25 protein-coding genes are annotated in these 25,600 nt (G+C 68.9%); 11 read left to right on the top strand and 14 right to left on the bottom strand.

Annotated elements, in window-relative coordinates; translation table 11 throughout:
* Positions 1–93: 93 nt before the first annotated feature.
* From ACQPWU_RS02545 to ACQPWU_RS02535, 3 genes are all read right to left on the bottom strand, one after another.
* Entirely contained in the window at positions 94–579 is a 486-nt protein-coding gene (locus tag ACQPWU_RS02545; RefSeq protein ID WP_433436710.1) for a hypothetical protein, read from the bottom strand.
* A 277-nt stretch (positions 580–856) separates the two neighbouring features.
* Entirely contained in the window at positions 857–1,111 is a 255-nt protein-coding gene (locus ACQPWU_RS02540; protein WP_433436708.1) for a DUF397 domain-containing protein, read from the bottom strand.
* A 24-nt stretch (positions 1,112–1,135) separates the two neighbouring features.
* Positions 1,136–1,999: a helix-turn-helix domain-containing protein gene (locus tag ACQPWU_RS02535; protein ID WP_433436706.1), complete on the bottom strand. Its 864-nt coding sequence runs from the start codon at positions 1,997–1,999 to the stop codon at positions 1,136–1,138.
* An 865-nt stretch (positions 2,000–2,864) separates the two neighbouring features.
* Here ACQPWU_RS02535 and ACQPWU_RS02530 point away from each other — a divergent pair.
* From ACQPWU_RS02530 to ACQPWU_RS02510, 5 genes are all read left to right on the top strand, one after another.
* Entirely contained in the window at positions 2,865–3,512 is a 648-nt protein-coding gene (locus ACQPWU_RS02530; RefSeq protein ID WP_433436704.1) for a hypothetical protein, read from the top strand.
* A gap of 124 nt (positions 3,513–3,636) precedes the next feature.
* A complete protein-coding gene (locus tag ACQPWU_RS02525) occupies positions 3,637–5,817 on the top strand; it encodes a molybdopterin-dependent oxidoreductase (RefSeq protein ID WP_433436702.1) in 2,181 nt (726 codons plus the stop codon).
* A 1-nt stretch (position 5,818) separates the two neighbouring features.
* Positions 5,819–6,430 carry an HD domain-containing protein gene (locus ACQPWU_RS02520; protein WP_433436700.1) on the top strand — a complete coding sequence of 204 codons (612 nt, stop codon included), beginning with the start codon at positions 5,819–5,821 and terminating at the stop codon, positions 6,428–6,430.
* 42 nt (positions 6,431–6,472) lie between these two features.
* On the top strand, positions 6,473–7,372 hold the full coding sequence (locus ACQPWU_RS02515; RefSeq protein ID WP_433436698.1) for a Rieske 2Fe-2S domain-containing protein: 900 nt from the start codon (positions 6,473–6,475) through the stop codon (positions 7,370–7,372).
* Positions 7,373–7,401: 29 nt separating this feature from the next.
* A complete protein-coding gene (locus ACQPWU_RS02510; RefSeq protein WP_433436696.1) occupies positions 7,402–8,226 on the top strand; it encodes an NAD(P)H-binding protein in 825 nt (274 codons plus the stop codon).
* On the opposite strand, the gene ACQPWU_RS02505 is transcribed toward ACQPWU_RS02510, so the two are convergent.
* From ACQPWU_RS02505 to ACQPWU_RS02490, 4 genes are all read right to left on the bottom strand, one after another.
* Positions 8,219–8,440: a hypothetical protein gene (locus tag ACQPWU_RS02505; protein ID WP_349452626.1), complete on the bottom strand. Its 222-nt coding sequence runs from the start codon at positions 8,438–8,440 to the stop codon at positions 8,219–8,221. The genes ACQPWU_RS02510 and ACQPWU_RS02505 overlap by 8 nt on opposite strands.
* Before the next feature lie 30 nt (positions 8,441–8,470).
* The gene (locus ACQPWU_RS02500) at positions 8,471–9,226 is read right to left on the bottom strand and encodes a sulfite exporter TauE/SafE family protein (protein WP_433436694.1); all 756 of its coding nucleotides are present in this window, start codon (positions 9,224–9,226) and stop codon (positions 8,471–8,473) included.
* A gap of 11 nt (positions 9,227–9,237) precedes the next feature.
* Complete coding sequence (locus ACQPWU_RS02495; RefSeq protein WP_360694185.1) at positions 9,238–10,158, bottom strand: SPFH domain-containing protein; 921 nt, start codon at positions 10,156–10,158, stop codon at positions 9,238–9,240.
* Between the two features lie 86 nt (positions 10,159–10,244).
* Complete coding sequence (locus ACQPWU_RS02490) at positions 10,245–11,033, bottom strand: ABC transporter ATP-binding protein (protein WP_433436691.1); 789 nt, start codon at positions 11,031–11,033, stop codon at positions 10,245–10,247.
* 68 nt (positions 11,034–11,101) lie between these two features.
* Here ACQPWU_RS02490 and ACQPWU_RS02485 point away from each other — a divergent pair, with 68 nt between their 5' ends.
* The gene (locus ACQPWU_RS02485) at positions 11,102–11,818 is read left to right on the top strand and encodes a hypothetical protein (RefSeq protein ID WP_360694180.1); all 717 of its coding nucleotides are present in this window, start codon (positions 11,102–11,104) and stop codon (positions 11,816–11,818) included.
* On the opposite strand, the gene ACQPWU_RS02480 is transcribed toward ACQPWU_RS02485, so the two are convergent.
* Entirely contained in the window at positions 11,808–14,192 is a 2,385-nt protein-coding gene (locus ACQPWU_RS02480) for a protein kinase domain-containing protein (RefSeq protein ID WP_433436689.1), read from the bottom strand. The two genes, ACQPWU_RS02485 and ACQPWU_RS02480, sit on opposite strands and share 11 nt — an antisense overlap.
* 212 nt (positions 14,193–14,404) lie before the next feature.
* Here ACQPWU_RS02480 and ACQPWU_RS02475 point away from each other — a divergent pair, with 212 nt between their 5' ends.
* Entirely contained in the window at positions 14,405–15,052 is a 648-nt protein-coding gene (locus ACQPWU_RS02475; RefSeq protein WP_433436687.1) for a hypothetical protein, read from the top strand.
* 6 nt (positions 15,053–15,058) lie between these two features.
* Here ACQPWU_RS02475 and ACQPWU_RS02470 read toward each other — a convergent pair whose 3' ends face one another.
* Complete coding sequence (locus tag ACQPWU_RS02470; RefSeq protein WP_360694173.1) at positions 15,059–15,673, bottom strand: response regulator transcription factor; 615 nt, start codon at positions 15,671–15,673, stop codon at positions 15,059–15,061.
* The gene (locus ACQPWU_RS02465) at positions 15,670–16,785 is read right to left on the bottom strand and encodes a GAF domain-containing protein (RefSeq protein ID WP_433436685.1); all 1,116 of its coding nucleotides are present in this window, start codon (positions 16,783–16,785) and stop codon (positions 15,670–15,672) included. The genes ACQPWU_RS02470 and ACQPWU_RS02465 overlap by 4 nt, the downstream gene beginning before the upstream one ends.
* 94 nt (positions 16,786–16,879) lie before the next feature.
* Between ACQPWU_RS02465 and ACQPWU_RS02460 the strand changes: the two genes are divergently transcribed.
* The 4 genes from ACQPWU_RS02460 to serB all read left to right on the top strand — a co-directional run bounded on the left by ACQPWU_RS02460 (position 16,880) and on the right by serB (position 20,573).
* Positions 16,880–17,536 carry an SDR family oxidoreductase gene (locus ACQPWU_RS02460; RefSeq protein WP_433436683.1) on the top strand — a complete coding sequence of 219 codons (657 nt, stop codon included), beginning with the start codon at positions 16,880–16,882 and terminating at the stop codon, positions 17,534–17,536.
* Entirely contained in the window at positions 17,533–18,543 is a 1,011-nt protein-coding gene (locus ACQPWU_RS02455) for an S-adenosylmethionine:tRNA ribosyltransferase-isomerase (protein WP_433436681.1), read from the top strand. The genes ACQPWU_RS02460 and ACQPWU_RS02455 overlap by 4 nt, the downstream gene beginning before the upstream one ends.
* A 100-nt stretch (positions 18,544–18,643) precedes the next feature.
* Entirely contained in the window at positions 18,644–19,174 is a 531-nt protein-coding gene (locus tag ACQPWU_RS02450) for a hypothetical protein (RefSeq protein ID WP_433436679.1), read from the top strand.
* Between the two features lie 181 nt (positions 19,175–19,355).
* Positions 19,356–20,573 (top strand): phosphoserine phosphatase SerB, encoded by a 1,218-nt coding sequence (gene serB, locus ACQPWU_RS02445; RefSeq protein ID WP_433436677.1) that lies wholly within the window; start codon positions 19,356–19,358, stop codon positions 20,571–20,573.
* Positions 20,574–20,582: 9 nt separating this feature from the next.
* On the opposite strand, the gene ACQPWU_RS02440 is transcribed toward serB, so the two are convergent.
* From ACQPWU_RS02440 to ACQPWU_RS02425, 4 genes are all read right to left on the bottom strand, one after another.
* Entirely contained in the window at positions 20,583–21,050 is a 468-nt protein-coding gene (locus tag ACQPWU_RS02440) for a SixA phosphatase family protein (protein WP_433436675.1), read from the bottom strand.
* A gap of 419 nt (positions 21,051–21,469) precedes the next feature.
* A complete protein-coding gene (locus ACQPWU_RS02435) occupies positions 21,470–23,788 on the bottom strand; it encodes a sodium-translocating pyrophosphatase (protein WP_433436673.1) in 2,319 nt (772 codons plus the stop codon).
* An 893-nt stretch (positions 23,789–24,681) separates the two neighbouring features.
* Positions 24,682–25,104, bottom strand: coding sequence for an ATP-binding protein (locus tag ACQPWU_RS02430; RefSeq protein ID WP_360694150.1), 423 nt, complete (start codon positions 25,102–25,104; stop codon positions 24,682–24,684).
* Between the two features lies 1 nt (position 25,105).
* Positions 25,106–25,456, bottom strand: a complete 351-nt coding sequence (locus tag ACQPWU_RS02425) for an STAS domain-containing protein (protein WP_043629845.1) — start codon at positions 25,454–25,456, stop codon at positions 25,106–25,108.
* Positions 25,457–25,600: the final 144 nt, after the last annotated feature.

Here is a 25,600-nt window from a genome sequence, read left to right as displayed (position 1 = left end):
TGGACCTCGTGAGCAGTCGGACAGGGCCTGGGCGTCTCCTGGCAAGGTGGCGGCGTGTCCCCCTTCGCAGGGGAACGCGCCGCCACTTGAACGTCAGCCCTTCCAGCCGATCCACACCGTCAGCCCGGTTGCCACCACGATGACCATGACAGGGAGCACGAACTTGGCCCATACGTGGGAGCGGATCCAGCTTCCTAAGAGCCTGATCGGCGGGAATCGTTTCTTAGGCGTCTTGCAGTAGGGGTAGACCACTGCGGTCAACCCGTCCCACACGTCCTGCGGCACCTGACGGAATGCGCAGAGCTCGATTTCAGCCCTCCGCACGTCGCGAACCGCGTAGACCTGAATTTGCCAATCGCCGGCCGGGTGGCCATTGCCCGTCGGCCGTACGGTCAGCATGACGGTTCGCGCTTGATCGTCCGCGAGGGCGACAGACAGATTCGGAGACTGAATAACGCGTGGGCCATCGATTTCGATTTCCACGTCGAAGGACGTGTCCGGCACCGTGTCGAAAAACCGCGCGATCTGGAACAGGCACCGATTTTGCGATCTACGGTCGGGGGGAGACCACTTCTCCATCGCTATCTCCTGGATGAAACCGGAGGGTGATACGGAATGCGACGGCACGTGGACGCGGTCATGACAAGCTGTGGCAGACCCGCACTCCTGGGAGAGCGGGCCCAGACGCGACCTTGATCAAAGTCGCGTTAGAGCTTGCACATCCTGACTCCGTTTGCCATGATGTGCAGGTTTCTGTGCCCACGCTGGTGGGCGATGTGAGTGATGAGGCGCGTCCGATGCCTCTTCGATGAACGGCCCTGGTCAACTTGCTGGCACAAGGCGCCAGGGCCGTTTATCACGCACTGGCGGTCAGCGTGTCCGGATCGAATTCGCCCTCCCGGACCCCTGCGGTGAAGGCGGCCCACTCCGAAGGAGTGAACACGAGCACCGGACCGTCTTGCTCCTTGCTGTCACGCAACGCGATGTTGCCGTCGGCAAGGGGGGCGACCTCGACGCAGGCCGATGCGCCGTTGCAGAATCTGCTCTTCCGCCAGGCGGCCGCCGTAGTATGGATGTACATTTTCTCCCCAAATAAGTAAAGGGGCACCATTGCCCCTTCCTGAGGCTTTCGTCGCTATCGTCGCCAGAGCATGGCCTTGCGCTGAATAAGCACGCGAGATTCGTCCTCATCCAGGGCCTCCGACCTGATGTGGTCGAAAGCCGCTTCGTATCCGGCCACTCGTTCGAGATCATCGACGAAGTGAGCAGTATACAGCTGTTCTAGGTACACAACATCATCAAAAGCGGAAAACTTCAGATGGATAAACGCACCGGTGTTAACCGGATGAAGCGAGTCCAGAGTCAGGACATGAATACTGATGTGCGGCAGCATAGAGACCTCCAGGAGAAGCTCCATCTGCTCTCGCATCACCGAGGGCTCGCCGAAGCGGCGCATCAACGCCGACTCGTCGAGAACCACGGTCAGCTCGCAGGGATCCGCCCGGTGCAGAACCCGCTGCTGTCTGTCGAGGCGGGCCTCGACCCGGCTCCTGACGCCGCTGTGCGTGATGCGCGCGATGCCACGAGTAGCCAGGATTACCTCCCTGGCGTAGTCCTCGGTCTGCAGGATGCCCGGCACGATCTGGGGTTCCCAGTTGCGCTGGAAATTCGCCTCGGCCTCTAACCCGAGGAATCTTGTGTACTCCTCGGGCAGAGTGTCTTCGTAATCTTCCCACCACCCCCGCTGCTCCGCATCTCGCAACAGGCCGAAGAGTTCGTCAAGTTTCGCCCCGTCGAGGCGGTAGAGCCCGGCCATGGCCTTGATGTCGTCGGCGCTCGGCATGGTCTTGGCCGCCTCGATCCGACTCACCTTGCTCGCGGACCAGCCGAGCTCCCTGGCCGCCTTGGCACCGGTGAGCGCTCTTCGCTCCCGGAGAAGGCGCAGTTCCTGGCCTAGCCGGAGCCTGCGTACTGTCGGACTGCCCTGCTGCGATGGCACCGTCCACTCTCCTTGTCGGGAATGAAGGTGTAACGGGAAGGGGTCGTTTGGGGCCCGGCTTTCTGGGCCGTTCGCCCAATCTTACACTGCAAGTTGCACGTAGAGTGCCGCGCGGCCTTGCCTGAAGGCTTACATGAGACGAGCCTAGGGGCAAGACAAACTCCACGTAGGGGTGGGTGCAAGGCGGAAGTCCTCTCGCCCCCCGTCGGCCTGACAGTTCTCGTGCAAGTTGCACCGCAACTGTGAAGAAAATTAAATCTTCCCTTGCTGAATGTATTGCAGCATCGCGCACCTCGGGGGACGATCGGTTACAGGAGGGCTCTCGGGTGTGAGGAGGCCGCGAATGACGACACGGCCGTACGCATCGGGCCTTCCGTCGAAGATCGCGCGGCCCCGCTCGGGCCGCCTCGCCGGCAACGTCGCCGTCCCGGAAACGAAACTCTGCGCCAGGGAGGCCACTTGCCGGAAGGATCTCGGAATCGTCTGAAGAACTCAGCGACTGTCCGCTCATTCGAGCATGTAAAAAGCCGGGCCGAGGCCGATCACCAGCGCGCCGCATTTGGGCTGCCACCCTGCGGCGAGACCGGTCATCAGCCGTCGGACCGGCGAAGAAGCCACCTCTGAAAATGCCGCGAAAGGGGTCTTCTCATGTACTCACAAGGTACCAAGGGACTCGGCCGAATCAAGTCCCGGATCCGGGAACTCATCGCATGGGCCGATCGCGAAATCTGCATGGAGCCGGACGAATTCGCGCACCACGTCGGCTGGACCGTGACCAGGACGGGGTTCGGCTCCCGTCGCTACCGTGACCCACGCTTTGACCAGCTCAGCGTGCCACACCGCGTGACAGAGGAGGTGTCCTGACGTGCCGAGGAACCCGCGCAACCAGATGTACCCGGCCAACGAGGACCTTCCCGCCGCCGGGCACGGCGGGCCGCTGGTCAGGCTCTGGCGCATCCGTACCGAGCTGGTGCTGCTCTCCGCGCTGGCGCTGCTGACGCTGACCTTGCTCGGCGCCACGCAGGAGGGCCGGTGGTGGCCGTTCGTCCTGCTGACGAGCGCCGTCTCCGTCCCGGCCGCCACCAGGACGGGGCGCAACTGGGTGGCCGGCCACTTCTGGTGCGTGGTCTCCAGGCACCGCCTGCAGCGGGTGTGCCTGGAGACGACGATGCACACCAGGGCGGGGCGGATCCCGCTGATCCTGTGGATCACGCCGACGACCACGGGTGAGAAGGCACTGGTCATGACCAGGGCCGGGATCTGCGCCGAGGAGTTCGAGGCGTACAGCGAGGAGATCGCGGCGGCCTGCTGGGCCAGGAGCGCGAACGTCTACCGGCACCGCCGGCGGGCACAGTTCGTGATCGTGGAGATCGTCAGGCGCGACGAGGTCCCCGGAGCGGCCTCTCCCGGCCTGGAGCGGCTGTACGGCAGACGAGCCTGGGTCTCGGTGAGACCCGACCTCGAGGAGCCGCCTGATCTGCGGCCGAAGGTCGCGCTGTCGCAGGCGGGCTAGGGACCTAGGGGAATCCGGGACATTCCCCTGGGCGGGAAGCCCCGGAGGCCGCGGGGGCTCCGGGGCTTCCCCATGTGTCCGGCACGAGCCAAGATGAGTTCATCTGGCGAACTCAGGAGTCGTGATGACGTCGACCGTCCACCGGACTTGTCCCCTCTGCGAGGCCGTCTGCGGCCTCACGCTCACCCTCGACGAGGGCGGGCACGTGACCAGCGTCCGCGGCGACAAGAACGATCCGTTCAGCAAGGGGTTCATCTGCCCGAAGGGCGCCAGTCTCGGCCGGCTCGACGAGGACCCCGACCGGCTGCGCAAGCCGCTGATCAGGGAGGGCGACCTGTGGCGCGAGGTCGGCTGGGAGGAGGCGTTCGCCGCCGTGAAGGCGGGCCTCGATCGGGTCGCCGACCGCCGTTCGGTCGCGGTCTACCTCGGCAACCCGAACGCGCACACCATGGCGGGCGCCCTGTACAGCGCGCCGCTGATCAAGTCGCTCGGTACCCGCAACGTCTACACCGCCAGCACCGCCGACCAGATGCCCAAGCATGTCGCGAGCGGACTCATGTTCGGACATCCGCTGGCCATCGCGGTCCCCGACCTGGACAGGACCGACTACCTGCTGATGCTGGGGGCAAACCCGCTGGAGTCCAACGGCTCCGTGTGCACGGCGCCCGACTTCCCCGGACGGCTGAAGGCCCTGCGCCGGCGCGGCGGCCGGCTCGTGGTGGTCGACCCGCGCCGCACACGGACCGCCGCGCTGGCCGACGAGCACGTCTTCGTCCGCCCGGGGACGGACGCCCACCTGCTGTTCGGCATCGTCCATGTGCTGTTCGCCGAGGACCTGGTCACGCCTTCGCGGCAGGTCAACGGGCTGGCCGAGGTCCGCGAGGCGGCCAAGCACTTCCCGCCCGAGTCGGTCTCCCGGCGCACCGGAGTGCCGGCCGAGGTGATCGTGCGACTGGCCAGGGAACTGGCGGGAGCGCGTACGGCCGCCGTCTACGCCAGGATCGGCACCTGCACGGCCGAGTTCGGCACGCTGGCCCAGTGGCTCGTGGACGTGCTGAACGTGCTCACCGGCAACCTCGACCGGCCCGGCGGCGCCATGTTCCCCAAGCCCGCCACGGAGTTCGGGGCGCGGCGACGGCCGTACGAAGTGGGCAGGTGGAAGAGCCGCGTCCGAGGGTTGCCGGAGACCAACGGCGAGCTGCCGGTGGCCACGCTGGCCGACGAGATCGAGACACCCGGCGACGGGCAGGTCACGTTCCTGGTCACGGTCGCGGGCAACCCCGTGCTGTCGGCCCCCCACGGGGACAGGCTCGACGCGGCCTTCGCGCGGCTGGACTTCATGGTCAGCGTGGACCCGTACCTCAACGAGACCACCAGGCACGCGAACGTCATCCTGCCGCCGCCGCGCATGCTGCAGTCGGGCCACTACGACTTCGCGCTGCTCGGGTTCGCGGTACGCAACTACGCGCGGTACTCGCCGCCCCTGCTGCCGCTGGACGGGCAGCCCTCCGAGGCCGAGATCCTGGCCAGGCTGGCCATGATCGCCTCTGGCCTCGAAGGAGACCTGGACGAGTTCGTTATCGGCGAGACGCTGCGCAAGGCCGCCGAGACGCCCGGCTCGGGCATCGAGGGGCGGGACGTGGCGGAGTTGCGCGCCGCGCTGGACGGCGAGACGGGCAGTGAGCGCCGGCTCGACCTCATGCTCAGGCTCGGCCCCTACGGCGAGTGGGCCGGCAAGGGCGACCTGTCGCTGCGCAAGCTGCTCGACAACCCGCACGGCCTGGACCTGGGCCCGTTGGAGCCCAGGCTGGGCGAGGTGCTGAAGACCCGCTCCGGGCTGATCGAGCTGGCGCCGCCGCAGCTCATCGAGGACGTCGAACGGCTACGCGTCAAGCTGGACGAAGTGCCGCCGGAGATCGTCCTGATCGGGCGGCGCCACCTGCGTTCCAACAACAGCTGGCTGCACAACGTCGGCCCGCTGGTCGGCGGCAGCAACACCTGCACGCTGCAGATCAACCCGGCCGACGTGGCCAGGCTCGGACTCGACGGCGAGGCGGTGGTCCGCTCCGCGACAGGGGAGCTCACGGTGCCGCTCGAACCGACCGACACGATCATGCCGGGGGTGGTCAGCCTGCCGCACGGATGGGGGCACGCGGGCACCACACAGAGCGTGGCCGCCGAGCACGCGGGGGTCAGCGTCAACGCACTCACGGACGAATCCGCCATCGACGTTCCAAGTGGTAACGCGGTGTTCAACGGAGTTCCGGTCACGATTTCACCAACTGGGGTGATCATCGCACAATAGGGTGTCGCGCGTGACTATCGCGCCAGAAGAGGACCGCCTGAACGCCCAGATCGCCTTCGCCATCGAAATCGACAAGTTGAAGCGGATCATCCGCCGCAACCACCTGATAGACGGCTCGCGGCGGGAGAACACCGCAGAGCACTCCTGGTACGTGGGCACGCTGGCGATGGTCCTGGGCGAGCATGCCCCGCCGGGGACCGATCTCCAGCGGGTTGTCGCCATGTTGCTGGTGCACGACCTGGTCGAGATCGACGCCGGTGACACGTTCATCTACGACCCGGTGGAGGTGGCCGCGCAGGCCGACGCCGAGCGCGCCGCCGCCGACCGCATCTTCGGCCTGCTGCCCGCCGACCAGACCAGGTGGATACGGGAGCTTTGGGATGAGTTCGAGGCCAGGAAGACGCCGGAGGCCAGATTCGCCAAGGCGCTCGACCGCTTCGCCCCGATCCTGGCCAACCACCACACCGAGGGTGGCACGTGGCCGCTGTTCAAGGTCAAGGCCGCCCAGGTCAGGGAGAAGGTGCGGATCATCGAGGAGGGCTCGCCGTCGCTCGGCACGTACGCCCTCGAACTGGTCGAACTCTCCGTGGCCAGGGGACACCTGTCCGAGTGATCCCCACATGGGTGGGGTAGGGGACTTGTCGTGAAAGAGGAAGTGCGAGCGAAACGTCGGCAGCTGCGGGGTCTCGCCGGGCCGGTCGCCCTCGCCGATCGGCTCGAGAAAACCAAGACCTTCGACACGCCGGTCAGGGTGCTGGCCAAGGCCGTACGCCAGCGCATCCGCCCTGGCCTGCTACGCGACCTGCTGCACGGCGTTCCCACGGGCAAACCGCTGCACCCGCCGCTGGCCACGGTCAGCCTCGGCTGCTGGCTCTCCGCGGCCGTGCTCGACCTGGCCGGGGGCGAGCCGAAGGCCACGCGTGTGCTGCTCGCCACCGGCATCGCCAACGCGCTGCCGACGGCGGCGGCCGGGCTGACCGACTGGTCCTCTCTCCACCGCGAGCAGCAGCGGGTGGGCTTCGTCCACATGTTGTCCAACGTGACCGCGCTCGGCCTGTTCACCGCCTCCCTGCTGGCCCGGGTGCGCGGGCATGAGCGGACGGGCCGCACCCTGACCATGGCCGGGCTCGGGATGGCCGGGCTCGGCGGCTACCTCGGCGGCCACATGGCCTACCGGCAGGCGGCCGGAGCCAACCACGCCCCGCAGATCTCCCATCTCGTGCCGCTGGGCTGGCACGACCTGTGCCTGCTCAGGGACCTGCCGGAGGGCCGCCCCGTGGCGCGGCGGCTCGGCTACATCCAGCTCTTCGTGCTGCGCCAGGGCGAGGCCGTGACCGTGCTCGCCGACCGCTGCCCGCACCTGGCCGGCCCGCTGCACCAGGGCAGGCTGGTCATCGAGAACGGGGAGGCGTGCGTGGTCTGCCCGTGGCACGGCAGCACGTTCAGGCTGGACGACGGCTCGGTGCGGCACGGACCCGCGACGGCGCCCGCGCCCATGTTCGAGACGCGGATCCGGCGTGACGGCACGATCCAGGTACGGCCCGGCTTGACCTGAAGTTGGCTTGAGGTTTTACCGTCGGCCTCATGAGCACGATTCTTGTGACCGGCGCGACCGGCAATGTAGGCAGGCATGTGGTGTCCCAGCTCGCGGAGGCGGGGCTGGACGTGCGGGCGCTCGTCAGGGACCCGGAGCGCGCGCGACTGCCGGAACGGGTCGAGGTGGTGCGCGGCGACCTGACCGCGCCCGAGACGCTCGAGCCGGCGCTGAAAGACGTGGAGAGCGTGTTCCTGCTCTGGCCGGCTTTCACGGCGGACCATGCGGCGGACGTGGTCGCGGCCATCGCCGGACACGCGCGCCGCGCGGTGTACCTGTCGGCGAACGTGCCGGACGAGCCGGAGACGCACTACCACGAGGTCGAGCGGCTGATCCGGCATTCGGGGCTGAGCTGGACGTTCCTGCGGCCCGGCGGCTTCGCGGCCAACACGCTGGGCTGGGCGGGACAGATCAGGGAGGGCGTGGTGCACTGGCCGTACGGGCAGGCCTCGAGGTCCTTGATCCACGAGAAGGACATCGCGGCGGTGGCCGTGCACGTGCTCACCTCCGCGGGCCACAACGGCGCCACGTACGTGCTCAGCGGCCCCGAGCAGTTGACCCAGGCCGAGCAGGTACGCGTGATCGGTGAGGCGGTCGGGCGCGAGGTGCGCTGGGAGGACCTGCCGGCGGACGTGGCCCGCGAGCACCTCTTGGCGGCCTGGGGCGACGCGGGCTTCGTGGACAGCGCGCTGAAGGCGTGGGCGAGCCTCGTGACGGCTCCGGAGCCGGTCACCGACACCGTGGAGCGACTGCTCGGCCGGCCCGCGCTGACGTTCGAGGAGTGGGCGCGCGACCACGCCGCGGACTTCAGTTGATCTCGCCCGCGGGGTGCTCGACGAGGGCGAGGATGCGGCTGGACATGAACCTGGCCGTCCGCACCGGCGTGCCGCCACGGGTGACCTCACTCACCTCGACGAGCCCCCGCCTGGTGGTCACCTCGACCCGCCGACCGGCGCGGGTGGCCCTGATCTCGTAAGTACGCGGCGTTCCACCGGCATCGATGACGATCTCCACCCGATCACCCTTCATGTACGGATTCATACCCATATGAGTCTGGAATTATCCGTACACCAGTACGAAAATAGCTGCGACGCCCACACACACAATGACCCCTCGCAGTACGGACGCCGGGATGCGCCGCCCCAGCCTGGCACCCAGGAACCCGCCAGCCACCGACCCCAGCGCGACCCCTGCCACGGCGAGCCAGTCCACGTGCGCGACCGCCACGAACAGCACCGCGGCCACGGCGTTCACGATCAGCGCGAGCACGTTCTTGGCGGCGTTCACCCGCTGGAGATGGTCGTCGAGGAAGCTGCCGAGCAGCCCGATCAGCAGCACCCCCTGGGCCGCGCCGAAGTATCCGCCGTAGACGCCCGCGGCCAGCACCCCGAGCCACAGCGCCACGCCCCCGTGGGGGTGCGCGTGCCGGCGCCGCTCGGCCAGCCACCGGTTGAGCACGGGCTGCGCCAGGATCAGCACGCAGGCCAGCGCGATCAGCACGACGACGACCACGTGGAACACGCCGGGATCCAGGAACAGCAGCAGGATCCCGCCGATCAGCGCCCCGAGCGCCGAGGCCAGGCCCAGCCGCAGCAGGCGCTCGCGCTGCCCCTGGAGCTCGGGACGGTAGCCGTACGCGGCCGTGAACGAGCCCGGCACGAGCCCGATGGTGTTGGAGACGTTGGCGGTGACGGGATCGACGCCCACGGCGATCAGCGTGGGGAAGGTGATCAGCGAACCCGACCCGACGACGGCGTTGATCGCACCGGCCATCACACCGGCCGCGCAGACCGCGGCCAGCTCCCACCCCGTCACGAACCCTCCTTTTACGTGTCCGGGCTCTTGGGGGGTGTGAAGAGGCCGCCGAGGTTCTCCAGGACCTTGCCCATCTCCGACGGGACGATCCAGATCTTATTGGCGTCGCCCTTGGCGATCTCGGGCAGGGTCTGCAGGTACTGGTAGGCGAGGAGGTGCTGGTCCGGCCTTCCCTCGTGGATGGCCCTGAACACCATGCCGATCGCGTCCGCCTGGCCCTTGGCGCGCATGGCCTGGGCCTCGGCCTCCGCCTGGGCGCGCAGCACGGCCGCCTCCGCCTCTCCGCGGGCCCGCAGCACCGACGCCTGCTTCTCGCCCTCGGCCTGCAGGATCGCCGCCTGGCGCTGCCCCTCGGCGGTCAGCACGGCGGCGCGCTTGTCGCGGTCGGCGCGCATCTGCTTCTCCATCGAGTCCTGGATGGAGGCGGGCGGGTCGATGGCCTTGAGCTCGACCCTGTTGACTCGGATGCCCCACTTGCCGGTCGCCTCGTCGAGCACGCCGCGCAGCGCGGTGTTGATGTCCTCACGCGAGGTCAGCGTGCGCTCCAGGTCCATGCCGCCGACCACGTTGCGCAACGTCGTGACCGTGAGCTGCTCGACGCCGATCAGGAAGTTCGCGATCTCGTACGTGGCCGCCTTCGGATTGGTCACCTGGAAGTAGATGACGGTGTCGATGGACACGACGAGGTTGTCGGAGGTGATGACCGGCTGCGGCGGGAACGACACCACCTGCTCCCGCAGGTCGATCATGTCCTTGATGCGGTCGATGAACGGCACCACGAGGTTGAGCCCCGGGGTCAGCGTCCTGTGATAGCGGCCGAGACGCTCGATGATAGCGGCCGTGGCCTGCGGGATGATGCGGATCGTGCGGGCCACCCCGAAGCCCACCGCCGCGACCACGACCAGGGCGACGATGAGCTGCTCGACGGACATGGCGACGCTCCGAAGTCGAGGGGACCGACTCCGTAAATCCTATTTCGTTTCAGCCTTTGGCGGTCTTCATATACATAAATGGTGATCTAGTAGGCCCGGGCGTACCAGCGTCCCTCGGCGCTGCGGTCCAGCGTCAGCGGCACCCCGAACGTCTGCGACAGGTTGTCGGGCGTCATCACGTGCTCCAGCGGCCCCTGGGCCACCACCGAGCCGTGCTTCAGCAGCAGCCCATGGGTGAACCCGCTCGGCACCTCCTCGACGTGGTGCGTCACCAGCACGAGCGTCGGCGAGCGGTAGTCGCCCGCCAGCACCGACAGCCGGCGCACCAGGTCTTCGCGCCCGCCCAGGTCGAGCCCGGCCGCGGGCTCGTCGAGCAGGAGCATCTCGGGGTCGGGCATGAGCGCGCGGGCGATCTGCACCCGCTTGCGCTCCCCCTCCGACAGCGTCCCGAACCGCCGCCTGATCAGGTGGGCCGCGCCCATCATGTCGATCAGCTCGACGGCCCTGGTCACGTCGTTGGAGTCGTACTCCTCCGTCCAGCGGCCCATGATCCCGTACGAGGCGGTCAGCACGAGGTCGATGACCTTCTCCTCGGGCGGGATGCGCTCGGCCAGCGCGGCGCTCGCCAGCCCGATCCGCGGCCGCAGGTCGAACACGTCCGCCTGCCCGAGCCGCTCTCCGAGAACCTCGACCAAACCTTCACTCGGATACAGCAACGTGCCCGCGACCTGCAGCAACGTGGTCTTGCCCGCACCGTTGGGCCCGATGACGACCCATCGCTCGTCCGCGTTGACCGTCCAGTCGATGCCGCGCAGCAGGGCCGATCCGTCCCGCCTGACGGCGACGTCCTGTAGCCGCAGCACCTGACCACCCATCCCCGATCCCTCCTTAGGAGTCACGCTCGGGACAAACCTATTGCAGGGCGAGCGCTTATCGTGGACCGGTGCGCCCTGAATCGCCTGTCTGTCCCTCACTGGTCGCCTGGGGCAACGCGTGGCTCGCCGGTCACGTCGGCCTCGACGAGGCGGCTGACCACGTGGAAGCCACCGGCGGTCCCGCCGTCGCCGGCGACCTCCCGTTGCGTAAATACCTCGCAAACCTACGTGCCGACGGGCTGCGGGAGCTCCGGCTCGCCCTGCCCGCCCCCGGCGATCCGCTGGGTCTGTCCGGGCCCGCGCCGTTCAACTCGGCGGCGGTGGACGCCGGCCAGGCCGCCATCGCGGTGCTCGACGAACGCAACCTCGGTTTGGTGCCCACTCCGGATCTTCGCGGGTCTTCTTATGTCGGGGTACGCCTGGAGGTGCACGACTCCGGGCCCGTACGCCATGATCTGCCGTCTCTCGCGGAGGCCGAGCGGGAACTGTCGGACGCCATGCGCTCGGCCACCGAGGCACTGTCCTCCGTCGAAGGTCCCGCGCAGGCCCGTCCCTCGGCCGTGGGGCGCGGGGGCGGGGAACTGGCGCCCGGCTACCCCGCGCGGGCGCACCGCGTCGCCACCCTCGCCGCCCGGCTGGCCGGCGTGTTGCCGCTGGCCGACGAGCGCGGCCTCACGTCGGGGCAGATCGCCGCCCGCACCGCGGCTCTGCGCGAGCTGGACCGCGCGGTACGCCGTGCGCTCGTGGCGGCCCATCACGCGATCTTCGAACCGCTCAGGGACTGATCTTCCACAGCCTGACCACCTTGTCCTTGCCCGCGGACACGATGGCCGCGCCCCCGTCGAGGGGGACGATGCCCACGGCGTACACGCCCTTCTTGTGCGCCTTGACCGGCTTGCCGAGCGTCTTGTGGGTCTCGGGGTCCCAGAGTCTGATCGTGCCGTCGGTGCTGCCGGACAGCAGCACCGTCCGGCCGTCGAGGGTCCCGAAGGAGAGTGAGTAAACGATCTTCTTGTGGCCGGAGAGGGTGGCGATGGTCTTGCGGGTCTGCGGATCCCAGATCCGGATTTTTCCGTCTTTACCGCCCGACGCTATGACCGTCTTCCCGTCCACCTTGCCGACGGTGACCGAGTAGACGCCCCTGGAATGACCCTTGTACGCCTTCCCGTACACCTTGCGCCTGGCCATGTCCCACATCCGGACCGTCTCGTCCTCGCTGGCGGAGATGGCGACGGCCCGGTCACCGATATGGGTGGCGCTGAGCCAGTTGACCGGCTTGCGGTGGGCCCTGATGCTCTTGCCCGTGGCCTTGCGCTTCTTCAGGTCCCAGAACCGCAGATAGCCGTCGGCGTCGCCGGTGACCGCGACGTACTTGTCCTTCACCTTGGTCACCGCGACCGCGTAGACGGCCTCGCCGTGCCGGCCGAGGACCTTGCCCTTGTGGGTCTTGAGGTTCCACAGGCGCACGCTGCCGTCATAGCCGCCGGAGACGGCCATGGGGGTCTTGCCGACCATCACGCAGGCGACCGCGTACACCTCCTCGCTGTGGCCCTTCATGGTTGCCAGCGACTTGTGCCCGGCGAGGTCCCACAGGCGTACCCGGCCGTCCTGACCACCGGTGACCAGCCACGTCCTGCCTCTCGCCGACAGGGCGGAGAGCGTCTGCACGCCCTTGGTGTGGCCTTTGAACGCCTTCCCGTCCTGCTTGCCGAGCACGGGGACGACCGCCTGCGTGGGGGCGACGGTCGGGGTGGGGGTCGGCGTCGCGGTCGGGGCCTGGCTCGGGCTCTGGGTCTGGGCTGGTACGGGGCTCGTGCTGACGGAGGTGGTCGCCTGCGCCCCGTTCCCGCCGGTTTGCCGGCTGGTGCCGAACATCTTCGGCCCGAGGTACAGCACCCCTCCGGCCAGGGCGAGCGCCACGACGAGCGCGCCGGACACCATGGCCGCCCGCCTGCGCCTGACCCTGACCTCGTCCGGCTGCTCCACGACCGGCGCGTGCTTGAAGAACGCGTCGTTGTCCACCTGCCCGACGGGCTCCGGCACCCGCCCGGACGGCGCCTCACCGGCCCCCGGAGCTTTCGGCCGGGAAGCCGCTGAAGGAGGCGGAGGCGTATGGGGCGCTGCGTTCATCGGGTACGGCGGCGGCACCTGCCACTGCCCCGGCGGATTCGCCCACCCGGGCGACCCGCCAGGGCCGGTGGGAGGCGTACGACCATCGGGACTCGCCCAGCCACTCCCCGCGGAAGACACCGGCGCCCCAGGGGCCGCACCCGGACCGGAGGGGGGCGTTCGCCAGTTCACCGCAAGCGGGGGTGGGTCCGCGGGGGTGCGTTCGGCGGCGAGTTGAGACCCCGTGTTGAGTGCGACCACGTCGTCGGGCCCCGGCGACTCCCCCTCGTTCGCCAGCAGCGCGAACAGCGCCTCGGCCGCCGTAGGCCGCTCGTCGGCCCGCTTGCGAAGGCACGCCTGCACGATCGGCCGCAGGTCCTCGGGCAGCGTAGAGAGGTCAGGGTCGTCGTGCATCACCCGGTAGATGACCGCGGGCAGGCTGTCCTCGCCGAACGCGGGCCGCCCCGTGGCCGCGAACACCATGGTCAGGGCCCAGCTGAACATGTCGCCGGCCGGACCCACCCGCTCGCCCGAGACCTGCTCGGGCGACATGTACGCGGGCGTCCCCACGATCCCGCTGCTGAGCGTCATGGCCGAGTCCTGCGCCCGCGCGATGCCGAAGTCGATCACCCGCGGCCCGTCCGGCCCGAGCAGCACGTTGCTGGGTTTGAAGTCCCTGTGCACGACCCCGGCGCGGTGGATGGCTGCCAGGGCGGTGACCGTGCCGACGGCCAGGCGGTAGAGCGCGCCGCCCGTACGCGGTCCCACCCGCTGCACCACCGCCTGCAGCGAGATCCCGTCCACCAGCTCGCTGACGATGTACGGCTGCTCGCCGTCCATGTGAGCCCCCAGGACCTGGGCGGTGCAGAACTGGGCGACCCGGCGCGCGGCCGCCACCTCGCGCATGAATCGCTCGGCGTCCAGACCCGGCTTGTCCAGCCGGGTGTGGAGTAATTTGATCGCCACGCGCCGCCCGTCAGGCGACTCGGCTTCGAAAACGATCCCCTGCGCCCCCTTGCCCAGGCGGCCGATCAGCCGGTAATCGCCCAATGTCCGAGGATCGGTCGGCTGTAAGGGGTGCGTTTCCGGCACCTGGCCCTCCCCGTCGTGCTAGACCCCCGATCACAAGCGTGATGGGTCCCGGCGAAAACCCGCAAGCCATCCCAGGTCACGAAAGATCATCGCTCTTTGCGAAAAATTTGCCCTACGCAATAATCCTGGAGATGATCGGCAATTTCCAGCACCGTACGGGGAGCCGTCCCATGCGCAGAAGCGTCAGTCTGTTCTTAGCCGGCGGTCTGGCCGCCGCACCGCTGGCCGTGCCCGCCCAGGCGAGCGCCACCACCACGACCGTGCCCCCTGCCGCGACCGTCGCGCACGTGAAGCCGTTCTCGAAATTCAAGATCTCCGTCAAGCACACCACACGTACCAAGCGCGGCGGCAAGATCACGTACTACGTCCGGGCGAAGAACCTCGGCCCCTTCTACGCCGACTACTACTGGATGGGCGGCCAGGTGCCCAAGGGCGTCCGGCCCACCCTGCGCTGGGGCGGCCCGAAGGGCACCAAGTGCACCTGGGAGGGCCAGTGGTTCTGGTGCTGGGGGCCGCTTCGGCTGGAGAAGGGCAAGACCGACTGGCTCAACTTCCAGCTGACCCTGAAGCCGGGCACCAGGGGCACGGTCTCGGCGCGCGTCGGCGTGATGTCGTTCGACGTCGACCAGGGCATGGAGAACATCGACGAGGAAGAGCTCAAGCGCCTCGGCATCAAGGGCTACCTGTGGCTCAAGAAGGTCAAGACCCAGATCGTCACCCCGCCGCGGCCGGGCCGGACCTGGACGCCGCCGCCCCCGGTCAAGACCTACAACCCGCCGGCCAGCCACGAGGAAACGAACAAGAAGAAGGACACCTGACCTAAATCACCCCAGGCCGTGCCGTACCGCGTAGAGGGCGGCCTGGGTGCGGTCCTGAACGCCCAGCTTCATCAGCACGTTGGAGACGTGGGTCTTGACCGTCTTCTCGGCCACGGCGAGGCTCCTCGCGATCTCCCTGTTGGACCGGCCTGCCGCGATGAGCGCGAGCACCTCACGCTCGCGCTCGGTCAGCGGCACGGGCCCCGGCGGGTCGTTCTGCGGCGACAGCATCGCCTCGGCCGCCTCGGGGGCCAGGAGCACCTGCCCTCCGTGTACGGCGCGCACGGCCTGGACCAGCGCGGGCGGATCGACGTCCTTGTAGAGGAACCCCGACGCCCCCGCCCGCATCGCCGGGCCCACGTCTGAACGATCGCTCACCGACGTCAGCACGACCACCCTGGTCGCCGACCCGGCCAGCCGCTCGAGCGCGCCCAGCCCGTCGAGCACCGGCATCTTCAGATCCAGCAGCAGCACGTCGGGCGCCAGCTCCGCGACCAGCTCGACGGCCTGCGCCCCGTCGCCCGCCTCGCCGACGACCGTGATGTCGTCATGCAGGTCGAGGAACGTACGCAGGCCCTGCCGCACCACCGGATGATCGTCGGCGATCAGCACCCGGATCAAACGCCCACCTCCATGCGTACCGTGGTCCCCCTGTCGCGGGCCGACTCGACGGTCATGACCCCGCCCACGGACTCCGCCCTGTCGCGCATCGACACCAGACCCAGGCCGCGCGACTCCGCCTGCTCGAAGCCCCTGCCGTCATCGCGTACGGTCAACGCCAGCTTGCCGTCCTCGTATGCCAGGCGCACGGAGACGCTCACGCCCTCCGAGTGCCTCAGCGCGTTGTGCAGCGCCTCCTGGGCCACCCTCAGCACCGCCACCTCGACCACGGAGTCGACCTCCGGCAGCTCCGCGCACTCGAACGTGACCAGGGACGGGTGGAGCCGGTCGAGCAGGCGCACATGCTTGCGCAGTGTCTCGGCCAGGCCGTGCCGGTCGAGCTCGGCCGGTCGCAGCTCGACGATCACGGCCCGCAGCTCGGACAGCGCCTCCCCGGCAAGGCGCTGGACGCGTTCGAGCTCCTGAGCCGCCTTCTCGGGCGCCCGCTCGAGCATGGCGGAGGCGGCCTGCGCGGTGAGCCTGAGCGAGAACAGCTTCTGCGTCACCGCGTCGTGCAGCTCGCGGGCCATCCGGTTGCGCTCCTCCAGCATGGCCAGCTCGCGACCGCGCTCGTACAGCCTGGCGTTGATGAGCGCGATGGCGGCGTGCGCCGCGAACAGCGTGAGCAGATCCTCGTCCGCCTGCGTGAAGCCGCCGGGCGTGCGCTTGTTTGCCAGGAAGATGATGCCGAGCACCTGCTCGCCGTCGCGAATCGGCACCCCGAGGAAGTCCTTCATGACCGGGTGTGCCTTCGGCCACCACTCAAACCTCGGGTCCTTGCGCAGGTCGGGCAGCCTGGCAGGGGTGCCGTCGCGGAGCATCGCGCCGAGCATGCCGTGCTGTCTGGGCAGCGGCCCGATCGCGTCCCACTGCTTGTCGGTGAGGCCCTCGGCGACGAACTCGGCGAACGACCCGTCCTCGTCAGGCACGCCGAGCGCGGCGTAGCGGGCGTCGAGGAGCCGCTGCGCCGAGCGTACGATGACCTGCAGCACCTCGCGGACCGACAGGTGACGGGTGACGGCGAGCACCGCCGAGCTCACCGCCTGGAGTATCTCGTCTCGGTCGGAGGACACGGCACCCAGCTTATGGTCCTAGGACGATGTGCCCATGCGGCGGCGGGCCTTCAGCCCGATGTGCGCCGCCCGCCGTGTTTCTAGCGTCGGCATCATGACGAACACCGCACTCATCACCGGCGCTTCCCGCGGCCTCGGCCTCGCCCTGGCGAGGTCGCTGGCAGGTGCGGGCTGGAACCTCGTTCTCACCGCCCGCGGCGCGGACGACCTCGAGCGGGCCGCGGCCGAGCTGGGCGCCACCGCGATCCCCGGCGACGTGACCGAGCCCGAGCACGTTCGGCGGCTGGCCCGCGCGGTGCCCGAACTGGACCTCCTGGTGAACAACGCGAGCGACCTCGGGGTCACCCCGCTGCCGCCGCTGGCGGGCTATCCGTTGGAGGCGTTCAGGGTGCTGCTGGAGACCAACGTGACCGCTCCCCTCGCCCTCCTCCAGGCCACACTGCCCGCCCTCCGCACGGCGGGCGGGGCCGTCGTCAACATCACCTCGGACGCCGCCACGGGCGCGTACGAGGGCTGGGGCGGCTACGGCGCCACCAAGGCCGCACTCGAGCAGCTCTCCAACGTGCTCTCGGCCGAGGAGCCCGGGGTACGGGTCTGGTGGGTCGACCCGGGCGAGATGAACACCCGCATGCTCGCCGACGCCGTGGGCGCCGAGGAGGCCGCGGCCGCCGCCGACCCCGCCAAGGTTGCCGCCGCCCTGCACGACCTGGTCAAGGCCCGTCCGGCCAGCGGGAAAGTGAGCCTGCAATGACGCTCGCGCTCGACTTCGCGCTGCCGCCCGGGCTGTCCGCCGGCGAGCCTCCCGAGGCGAGGGGAATGTCCAGGGACGCGGTACGCCTCATGGTCTCCCGCGGCGACCTCGACCCCTCGCACCACCACTTCAGCGACCTGCCGAAGCTGCTCGACCCCGGGGACCTGATCGTGGTGAACAACTCGGCGACTCTCCCCGCGGCCGTCCGGCTCGACCGGCTGGCCGTGCACTTCTCCACCGCCAGAGAGGACGGCACCTGGCTGGTCGAGCTGCGCCGCCGTACCGCCACGGCCTCCGAGCCCTACGGCGGGGGCGAGCCGGGTGAATGGCTGCCGCTGCCCGGGCGGGCCACGTTGCGGCTGATCGAACGGGAGACGCCGCGGCTGTGGCGGGCGTCGCTCGACCGGGACGTGGAGGCGTACCTGCGGGTGCACGGGGCGCCGATCCGGTACTCGTACGTGAGCGGGGACTGGCCGATCGAGGCCTACCAGACCGTGTTCGCGACCGTGCCGGGGAGCGCGGAGATGCCGAGCGCCGCGCGGCCGTTCACCACGGAGCTGGTGACGGCTCTCGTGTCGCGTGGGGTCGGGATCGCGCCGATCACCCTGCACACGGGGGTGGCCTCGCCGGAGAAGGACGAGCCGCCCTACGCCGAGCGGTACGAGGTGCCGGCGACCACGGCGCGGCTGGTCAACCTGGCGATCGAGAGCGGCAACCGGGTGGTGGCCGCCGGGACGACCGCCGTACGGGCTCTGGAGACGGCCGCGGGCGAGGACGGGCGGGTGGCTCCCGCGGCCGGCTGGACCCGGCACGTCGTCACGCCTCAGAGCGGCGTACGGGCCGTCACGGGACTGATCACCGGGCTGCACGAGCCGCGATCCAGCCACCTGCTCATGCTGAGCGCGATAGCGGGCGAGAAAGCGCTGGCACGGGCATACGAGGAGGCGCTACGGAAGGGATATCTGTGGCATGAGTTCGGCGACACACACCTGATTCTGAAGAAATAGTCTTTACACAGATTTTGCCTTCATGATAGGAACAGCGGGCATTTAACGGGGGCTGAGTGCATCTGCGTCCCCGTGCCCACTTCCTCACCGGAGACGTTTAATGCGTAACCTGACCAAGGTCGTGTCGCTGGCATTGCTGGCGGGCGCCCTGCTTGTCCCGGCTGTTCCCGCTTCCGCCACAACTGTCGCTGACGATCCGTTCTCGGTCTTCGACGTCAAAGTGAAGGCGTCGAAGACGGCCAAGGCCGGCGGCAAGATCAAGTACTCCATCGTCGCCACCAACAAGGGGCCCTACGACGCTGACGCCTGGTTCGTCGGCGGCGAGTTCCCCAAGGGCGTCGATTTCAAGCGGATCATGTACACGACGAGTGTCAAGAAGACCGCCTGCGGCCTCGAAGGCCGTGCGTTCTTCTGCCTCCTGCCGAAGGTCCTCAAGAAGGGCGACTCCATCGAGATGACCTTCGAGGCCAAGCTGAAGAAGACCGCGACGGGCACGCAGACGGCCACGCTCGGCGTGGTCTCCTATGACGTCCAGACGGGCATGGACAACATGAGCAAGGAAGAGCTCGAGCGGCTCGGCATCCCCTCGCACGGCTATGGGAAGACGGTCAAGACCAAGGTCGTCCGCTAGCTCTGGAACGTTTCGGACCGCGTCCTCCGGGGCGCGGTCCGCTGCGTTCATCGGCCGTTCACCGCCCTTTCAGCTGGGATGATGCCGCCGCGTTCATTTACGGAACGTTCACCTCCGCCCTGCACCCGAATGCCCGACCTGCTTCGCGAGCATCGGGCCGGGCGCAGTACCGTGGCTCGATGTGGACCAGCGCACCCTCCTCATCACCCTGACCGGCCCCGACCGGCCTGGCGTGACTTCACGGCTTTTCTCCGTTTTGTCCGCCTTTCCTGTGACGGTGGCGGATATCGAGCAGGTCGTCATCCGCGGCCGGCTCACGCTCGGCGTGCTCGTCGCGTACGCGGGCGGCCCCTCGACCGGCACCGGCACCACCCTCGGCGCCATGTGGACCGCCGTCGAGCGCGTGGCCGAGGACCTCGGCATGGAGGTGGAGCTCTCCACCGGCTCCCAGACCAAGGAGCAGCGCCGCCGCGGCCGCCTGTCGGTCAGCGTGCTGGGCGCCACGCTCCAGCCCGCGGCCATCGCGGGCATCGCCGGACGCATCGCCGCCGCCGGCGCGAACATCGACCGCATCGAACGCCTCGCCCAGTGGCCCGTCACCTGCATCGAGCTGTCCGTCTCCGGCGCCGACCCCGACTCCATGCGGGTCGAGCTGGCGGCCGAGGCGGCGATCCAAGAGGTGGACGTGGCGGTGCAGCGCACCGGCCTGTCGCGGCGGGCCAAGCGGCTGATCGTCATGGACGTCGACTCGACGCTCATCCAGGGCGAGGTCATCGAGCTGCTGGCGGCCCACGCCGGGTGCCTGGAGGAGGTGGCCAGGGTCACCGAGCAGGCCATGCGCGGCGAGCTGGACTTCGCCGAGTCGCTGCGGCGCCGGGTGGCGCTGCTCGAAGGGCTGCCCGCCGAGGTGTTCGAGGAAGTGCGCAAGGAGGTCGTGCTCACGCCCGGCGCCCGTACGCTGGTGCGCACGTTGAAGCGGCTCGACTACCGCTTCGCCATCGTCAGCGGTGGGTTCACGCAGATCACCGACGGGCTGGTGGAGGAGCTCGGGATCGACTACTCGGCGGCGAACGTCCTCGAGGTCATCGACGGGCAGCTGACCGGCCGGGTCGTGGGCGAGATCGTGGACCGGCCGGGTAAGGCGCGGGCGCTGGAGAGGTTCGCGCGCGAGGCCGGCCTGCCGATCTCGCAGACGGTCGCCATCGGTGACGGGGCCAACGACCTGGACATGATCGCGGCCGCCGGGCTGGGGGTGGCCTTCAACGCCAAGCCCGTGGTGCGGCAGGCGGCCGACACGGCGGTCAACACGCCTTACCTGGACTCGATCCTTTACCTGCTGGGGATCTCGCGGGACGAGGTCGAGGCGGCGGACGCGGAGGACGGCGCACTGACGATATGACCCCCTGGGTCAGCTCTCCTTGGGGTCCCAGTGCGTGACCAGGCGTCCCTCACCCGGCCAGAGTTCCTCCCAGGCTGATTCCACCTCGATCACCGCGAACGCCCCCGGCCGGAAGACGTAGTCGCCTCCGGCGAGCCCCAGGGCCAGCTCGTGCACGCCCGGATTGTGCCCGCAGAGCACCACGGTGCTCAGCTCGGGATCGGCCCGGCGGACCAGCTCGAGCAGCTCCTCCGGGTACGCCTCGTAGATGTCCCGCTCGTAGCTGATCTCCACCTCGGGGAAGGCGATCTCGGCGGTGCGCTTGGTCCTGAGCGCCGGAGAGCAGAGCACGACGTCCGGGTCGAGCCCGGCCGCCCTGATCTCATCGCCTGCCCGCTTGGCGTCCCGCTCACCCCGTCCGGTCAGCGGCCGCTCCCGATCGGCCAGCCCGGGGACGTGGGCGGCTTTCGCGTGCCGCAGCACAATCAACGTCCGCACCAGATCACCCTGTCCTCGAGGCCCAGACGGCCAGCACGACTATCGCGGCCAGGATGACGAGCATCGCCAGCAGAATGAGGCCCAGGGTCTTTCCGCCGCTGGGCTGCTTGTCGCCTTTCACGCGCCCAGTTTCCCACCGAGGGGGCGCGCTTCCACGCCCGCCTTCAACCTCGGCGTCCCGAAGCAGCGCCACATGCCTCGCACGTGTCCGGCACCTCGTCCTGGCTGGGTGCCGCACCACAAGGGTCCGCGACACCGTGGATCTGCCCATACGCCGCCCCTGAGCGCCGTTCACGTTGCGCCCACCGGCCCCCACTCCACTTCACCACCGGGAACGAGGAAGCCGGCAAGCCGAACCCGGAAAGCGAGACGCCCGCCCCTACGCAGTGGGGCGGGCGTCTGGAGGGTGTGTTGCCGGGCTATGACGCGACCGGAGCGTGCTCCCGTTCGTCGTTGTTGGCCGGCTCGGTGGTCACGGAGCGCCGCTTCGACACCACGATGGCGCCCACCACCACGGCCACCGCCACCACCGTGACGCTGATGCGGACGGCCGGGTTGCCCGCGTACAGCACGACGGCCGGGGCGACCAGCAGCGCCACCAGGTTCATCACCTTGATCAGCGGGTTGATGGCAGGGCCGGCCGTGTCCTTGAACGGGTCGCCGACCGTGTCACCGATGACCGTGGCGGCGTGCGCCTCCGAGCCCTTGCCGCCGTGGTGACCGTCCTCCACCAGCTTCTTGGCGTTGTCCCAGGCACCACCCGAGTTCGCCAGGAAGACGGCCATCAGCGTGCCGCAGGCGATGGCGCCCGCGAGGTAGGCGCCCAGCGGCGCGTACCCGAGCGCGAACCCGACCGCGATCGGCGTCATGACCGCCAGCAGGCCGGGCGTGGCCAGCTCGCGGAGCGAGTCGCGGGTGCAGATGTCCACGACGCGGCCGTACTCCGGCTTCTCAGAGCCGTCCATGATGCCCGGCTTGTTGCGGAACTGGTCGCGTACCTCGAAGACCACGCGCATCGCGGCCCGTCCGACCGCCATGATCGCGAGCCCTGCGAAGAGGAACACGACCGCGGCGCCGATGATCAGGCCCACCAGGACGTTCGGCTGGTCGACGCCGAGGGTGAAGGTGGAGAAGCCGCCGAGCGCCGACTTGATGTCCGCGGTCGCCTTGGCCAGCTCGGTCTCCACCGCGGTGCGGAAGGCGCCGAACAGCGCGGTCGCCGCCAGCACGGCCGTGGCGATGGCGATGCCCTTGGTGATGGCCTTGGTCGTGTTGCCGACCGCGTCGAGGCTGGTGAGCACGCGGGCACCGTCGCCCTCGACGTCGCCCGACATCTCAGCGATGCCCTGGGCGTTGTCGGAGACCGGGCCGAACGTGTCCATGGACACGATGACGCCGACCGTGGTCAGCAGGCCGGTGCCCGCCAGGGCCACCGCGAACAGCGCGATCGTCACGTTCCCGAACCCGAGCAGGAACGCGCCGTAGACCGCGCCGCCGATGACCAGGGCCGAGTAGACGGCCGACTCCAGGCCGACGCTGATGCCGGACAGGATGACGGTGGCCGCGCCGGTGGCCGAGCTCTCGCCGATCTCGCGTACGGGACGGCGGGTGGTCTCGGTGAAGTAGCCGGTCAGCAGCTGGATGGCGCTGGCCAGCACGAGGCCGATGAGCACCGCGCCGATGGCGATGAGCCTCGGGTCGGCGTCGGACTGCACGGAGGCGCCGGTCAGGCCGCTGAAGCTGTCGGGCAGGTACAGGAACGCGGCCACCGCGACGAGGACCGCGGAGATCGCGGCCGAGATGAAGAAGCTGCGGTTGATCGCGGCCATGCCGCTGCGGTCGCGGTCGCGCATCCCGGTGACGAAGATGCCGATGATCGCGGTGATCACACCGACCATGGGGACGATCAGGGGGAAGATCAGTCCCTGCTCGCCGAAGGCCACCTTTCCCAGGATGAGGCTGGCGACCAGCATGACCGCGTACGACTCGAACAGGTCGGCCGCCATGCCGGCGCAGTCGCCGACGTTGTCGCCCACATTGTCGGCGATGGTGGCGGCGTTGCGCGGGTCGTCCTCCGGGATGCCCTGCTCGACCTTGCCGACCAGGTCGGCGCCGACGTCGGCGGCCTTGGTGAAGATGCCGCCGCCGACTCGCATGAACATCGCCAGCAGCGCCGCCCCGAATCCGAAGCCTTCGAGCACGCCGGGCGCGTTGCCCTGGTAGACGAACACGACCACGGCCGCGCCGAACAGGCCGAGGCCCACGGTGAACATCCCGGCCACGCCGCCGGTACGGAACGCGATGCGCATGGCGCGCTTCTCGCCCGCTTCGTTGGCCGCGGCGGCGACGCGGACGTTCCCGCGCACGGCCAGCCACATGCCCATGAACCCGGTCAGCGCGGAGAACACCGCCCCGACCACGAAGAAGATCGAACGTCCTATGCGGAGATCCGTCGTTTCCGCAGGTAGGAGGAGCAACAGGAAGGGAATCACGATGACGAAGATCGCCAACGTGCGGAATTGACGTGTGAGGTAGGCGGCGGCGCCTTCTTGTACGGCGCGCGCGATGTTCTGCATGCGTTCCGTGCCCTGGCCGGCGGCCAGCACTTCGCGCACCAGGCCGCCTGCGACGGCTAGTGCGATCAGTGCGACCGCGGCGACCACGATCACGATGGTGAGATTGTTTCCACTCAGGGCCAGATTGGACGCTGGCTCCGCTGCCAGCATGTGCCTGCTCATCGTTCTCCTCGGCAAGACCGGTCGTCCTGCCCGGGCGGTGCTGCAGTTTTCCTCGGCGGGTGTTGCGGCACCATCCGGGTTGTGGGTGCCGCTTCCGGTTGAATCCGCGTTCCGCCGGATCACCTTGGCCGGTGCCGGGAGTCTACGCAGGCACTCAACGGATATGAAGGCTCTCGAGGCGGCTATTTGTGCGTCCGTCTGGTAATCCCCTGACAGCGACCCGGTTTGCGGCCTGACAGGTGAAATTTCCCCGGGTTTACGGTCATGAAAACCTATCGATATGTCCGGACCGGAACCCGGGCCGCCAGCACCATGCCAGCACGGCCACCAACCTCACGCCCCCGCCGAAACCCCGCCGGCCCTCCACAGGCCGGCCCGACCCCATGTCCCAGGCTGCCACCGCGCACCTCTACTCGGGCCTGCCGTCCGCAGATCACCCGCGAGCCTGGCGTTTCATCCGCACCCGGACACCGGGGCTCGAACGTGCCGTCCGCACCTCATCCGAGAACCTGACGTCCCACCGGAACCTTCACCCACAGCGGCACCCAGCCGCACCGGAGTTCCTCGCCCCTGGTCCGCCGACGCTCGTCCGCCATCCGCTGCGGGGCAAGCCGAAGCCGGAAGGCGCCTCCGGATCAGCCGAAACGCAAGCGCTTCTGGTCAGCCGAAACGGAAGCCACGGTGTCTGGGCGCCGTGACGGTGGCCGGCCACGTGCGGGTCAGCCGGCGTCTCTCTGGAGGCCCCCAGCCACGTACGGCGGGTGGCGCCAAGTCGGCCCCGCCGTAACAAAAAGAAATCCACCCGCCACGTGCGAGCCGGCCATGGTCGGCATCGCCGGGCTGGGCGTCGAAAGGCGCGGCGCCCAGCGCGGCGAGCGAGGCATGAAGTGGGCTCAGCCCACGTTGCCGGCGGCGGGCCAGCTCATGCGGATGTTCGTGCCCTTCGGGCTGGGGAAGACCTCGACGTCGTCGGCCAGGCCTGCGATGACCGCGATGCCGAAGCCTGACATGAACGAGTCTGAGAGCATGCCCAGATCCAGGGGCTGCTCTTGCTTGATCTCATCGCTAGGGGCCTGATCGCTGACCGTGACTTCGAAACGCCCCGAATCGTCACGCAGCTCGATGCGGATGGGCTCGCCCGGACAGTGGACGCGGTGCGCCTCGACTGCCCGGGAGCACGCCTCACCCACGGCGAGCCTGACCTCGTCCAGCAGCGACTCCTCCACGCCGGTGCGGCGGGCTATCGCCGTCGCCACCAGCCGGGCGGTCCGCACGTGTGCGGGAAGTGCGCTGAACGTCAGCTCGACGGTAGCCATGCTACTTGTCTTTGCCGTGAGCTTCCTTGGCCTCGTCAACCGAAGCGTAGATCCCGAAGACCTTGGTCAGTCCGGTGATCCGGAAGATCTTGAGGATGCGCTCCTGCGTGCAGACCAGCTCGAGCGAGCCGTCGTGTGCACGAACCCGCTTGAGCCCCCCGACCAGGACACCGAGGCCCGTGGAGTCGAGGAAGTCCACCTTCTCCATGTTGACGAGAAGGTGGAAGTTGCCCTTGTTGACCAGGTCAATGAGGAGCTCACGCAATCTCGGCGCCGTGTAGACATCGATCTCACCCTCGACCTCCACGATGGTGAGTCGGTCTTCGGTGCGGTGATCCAACTTCAGATCCACAGATCCTCCAGCGCCTCGCCTGCGAAAGTACTCTCTTGGGGTTGGCAATCTGGAGCGTGGCCCCAGATCGTCCGACCCTGACGCGCGGCATTCAACCATGCGTCTGGCTTGTGTCTATACGAAATCACGATTCCCGGCGACTTT

It is taken from the genome of Nonomuraea sp. CA-141351 (assembly GCF_050944675.1).
GTDB lineage: Bacteria > Actinomycetota > Actinomycetes > Streptosporangiales > Streptosporangiaceae > Nonomuraea.
This window is presented reverse-complemented; position numbering and strand designations above follow the sequence as displayed.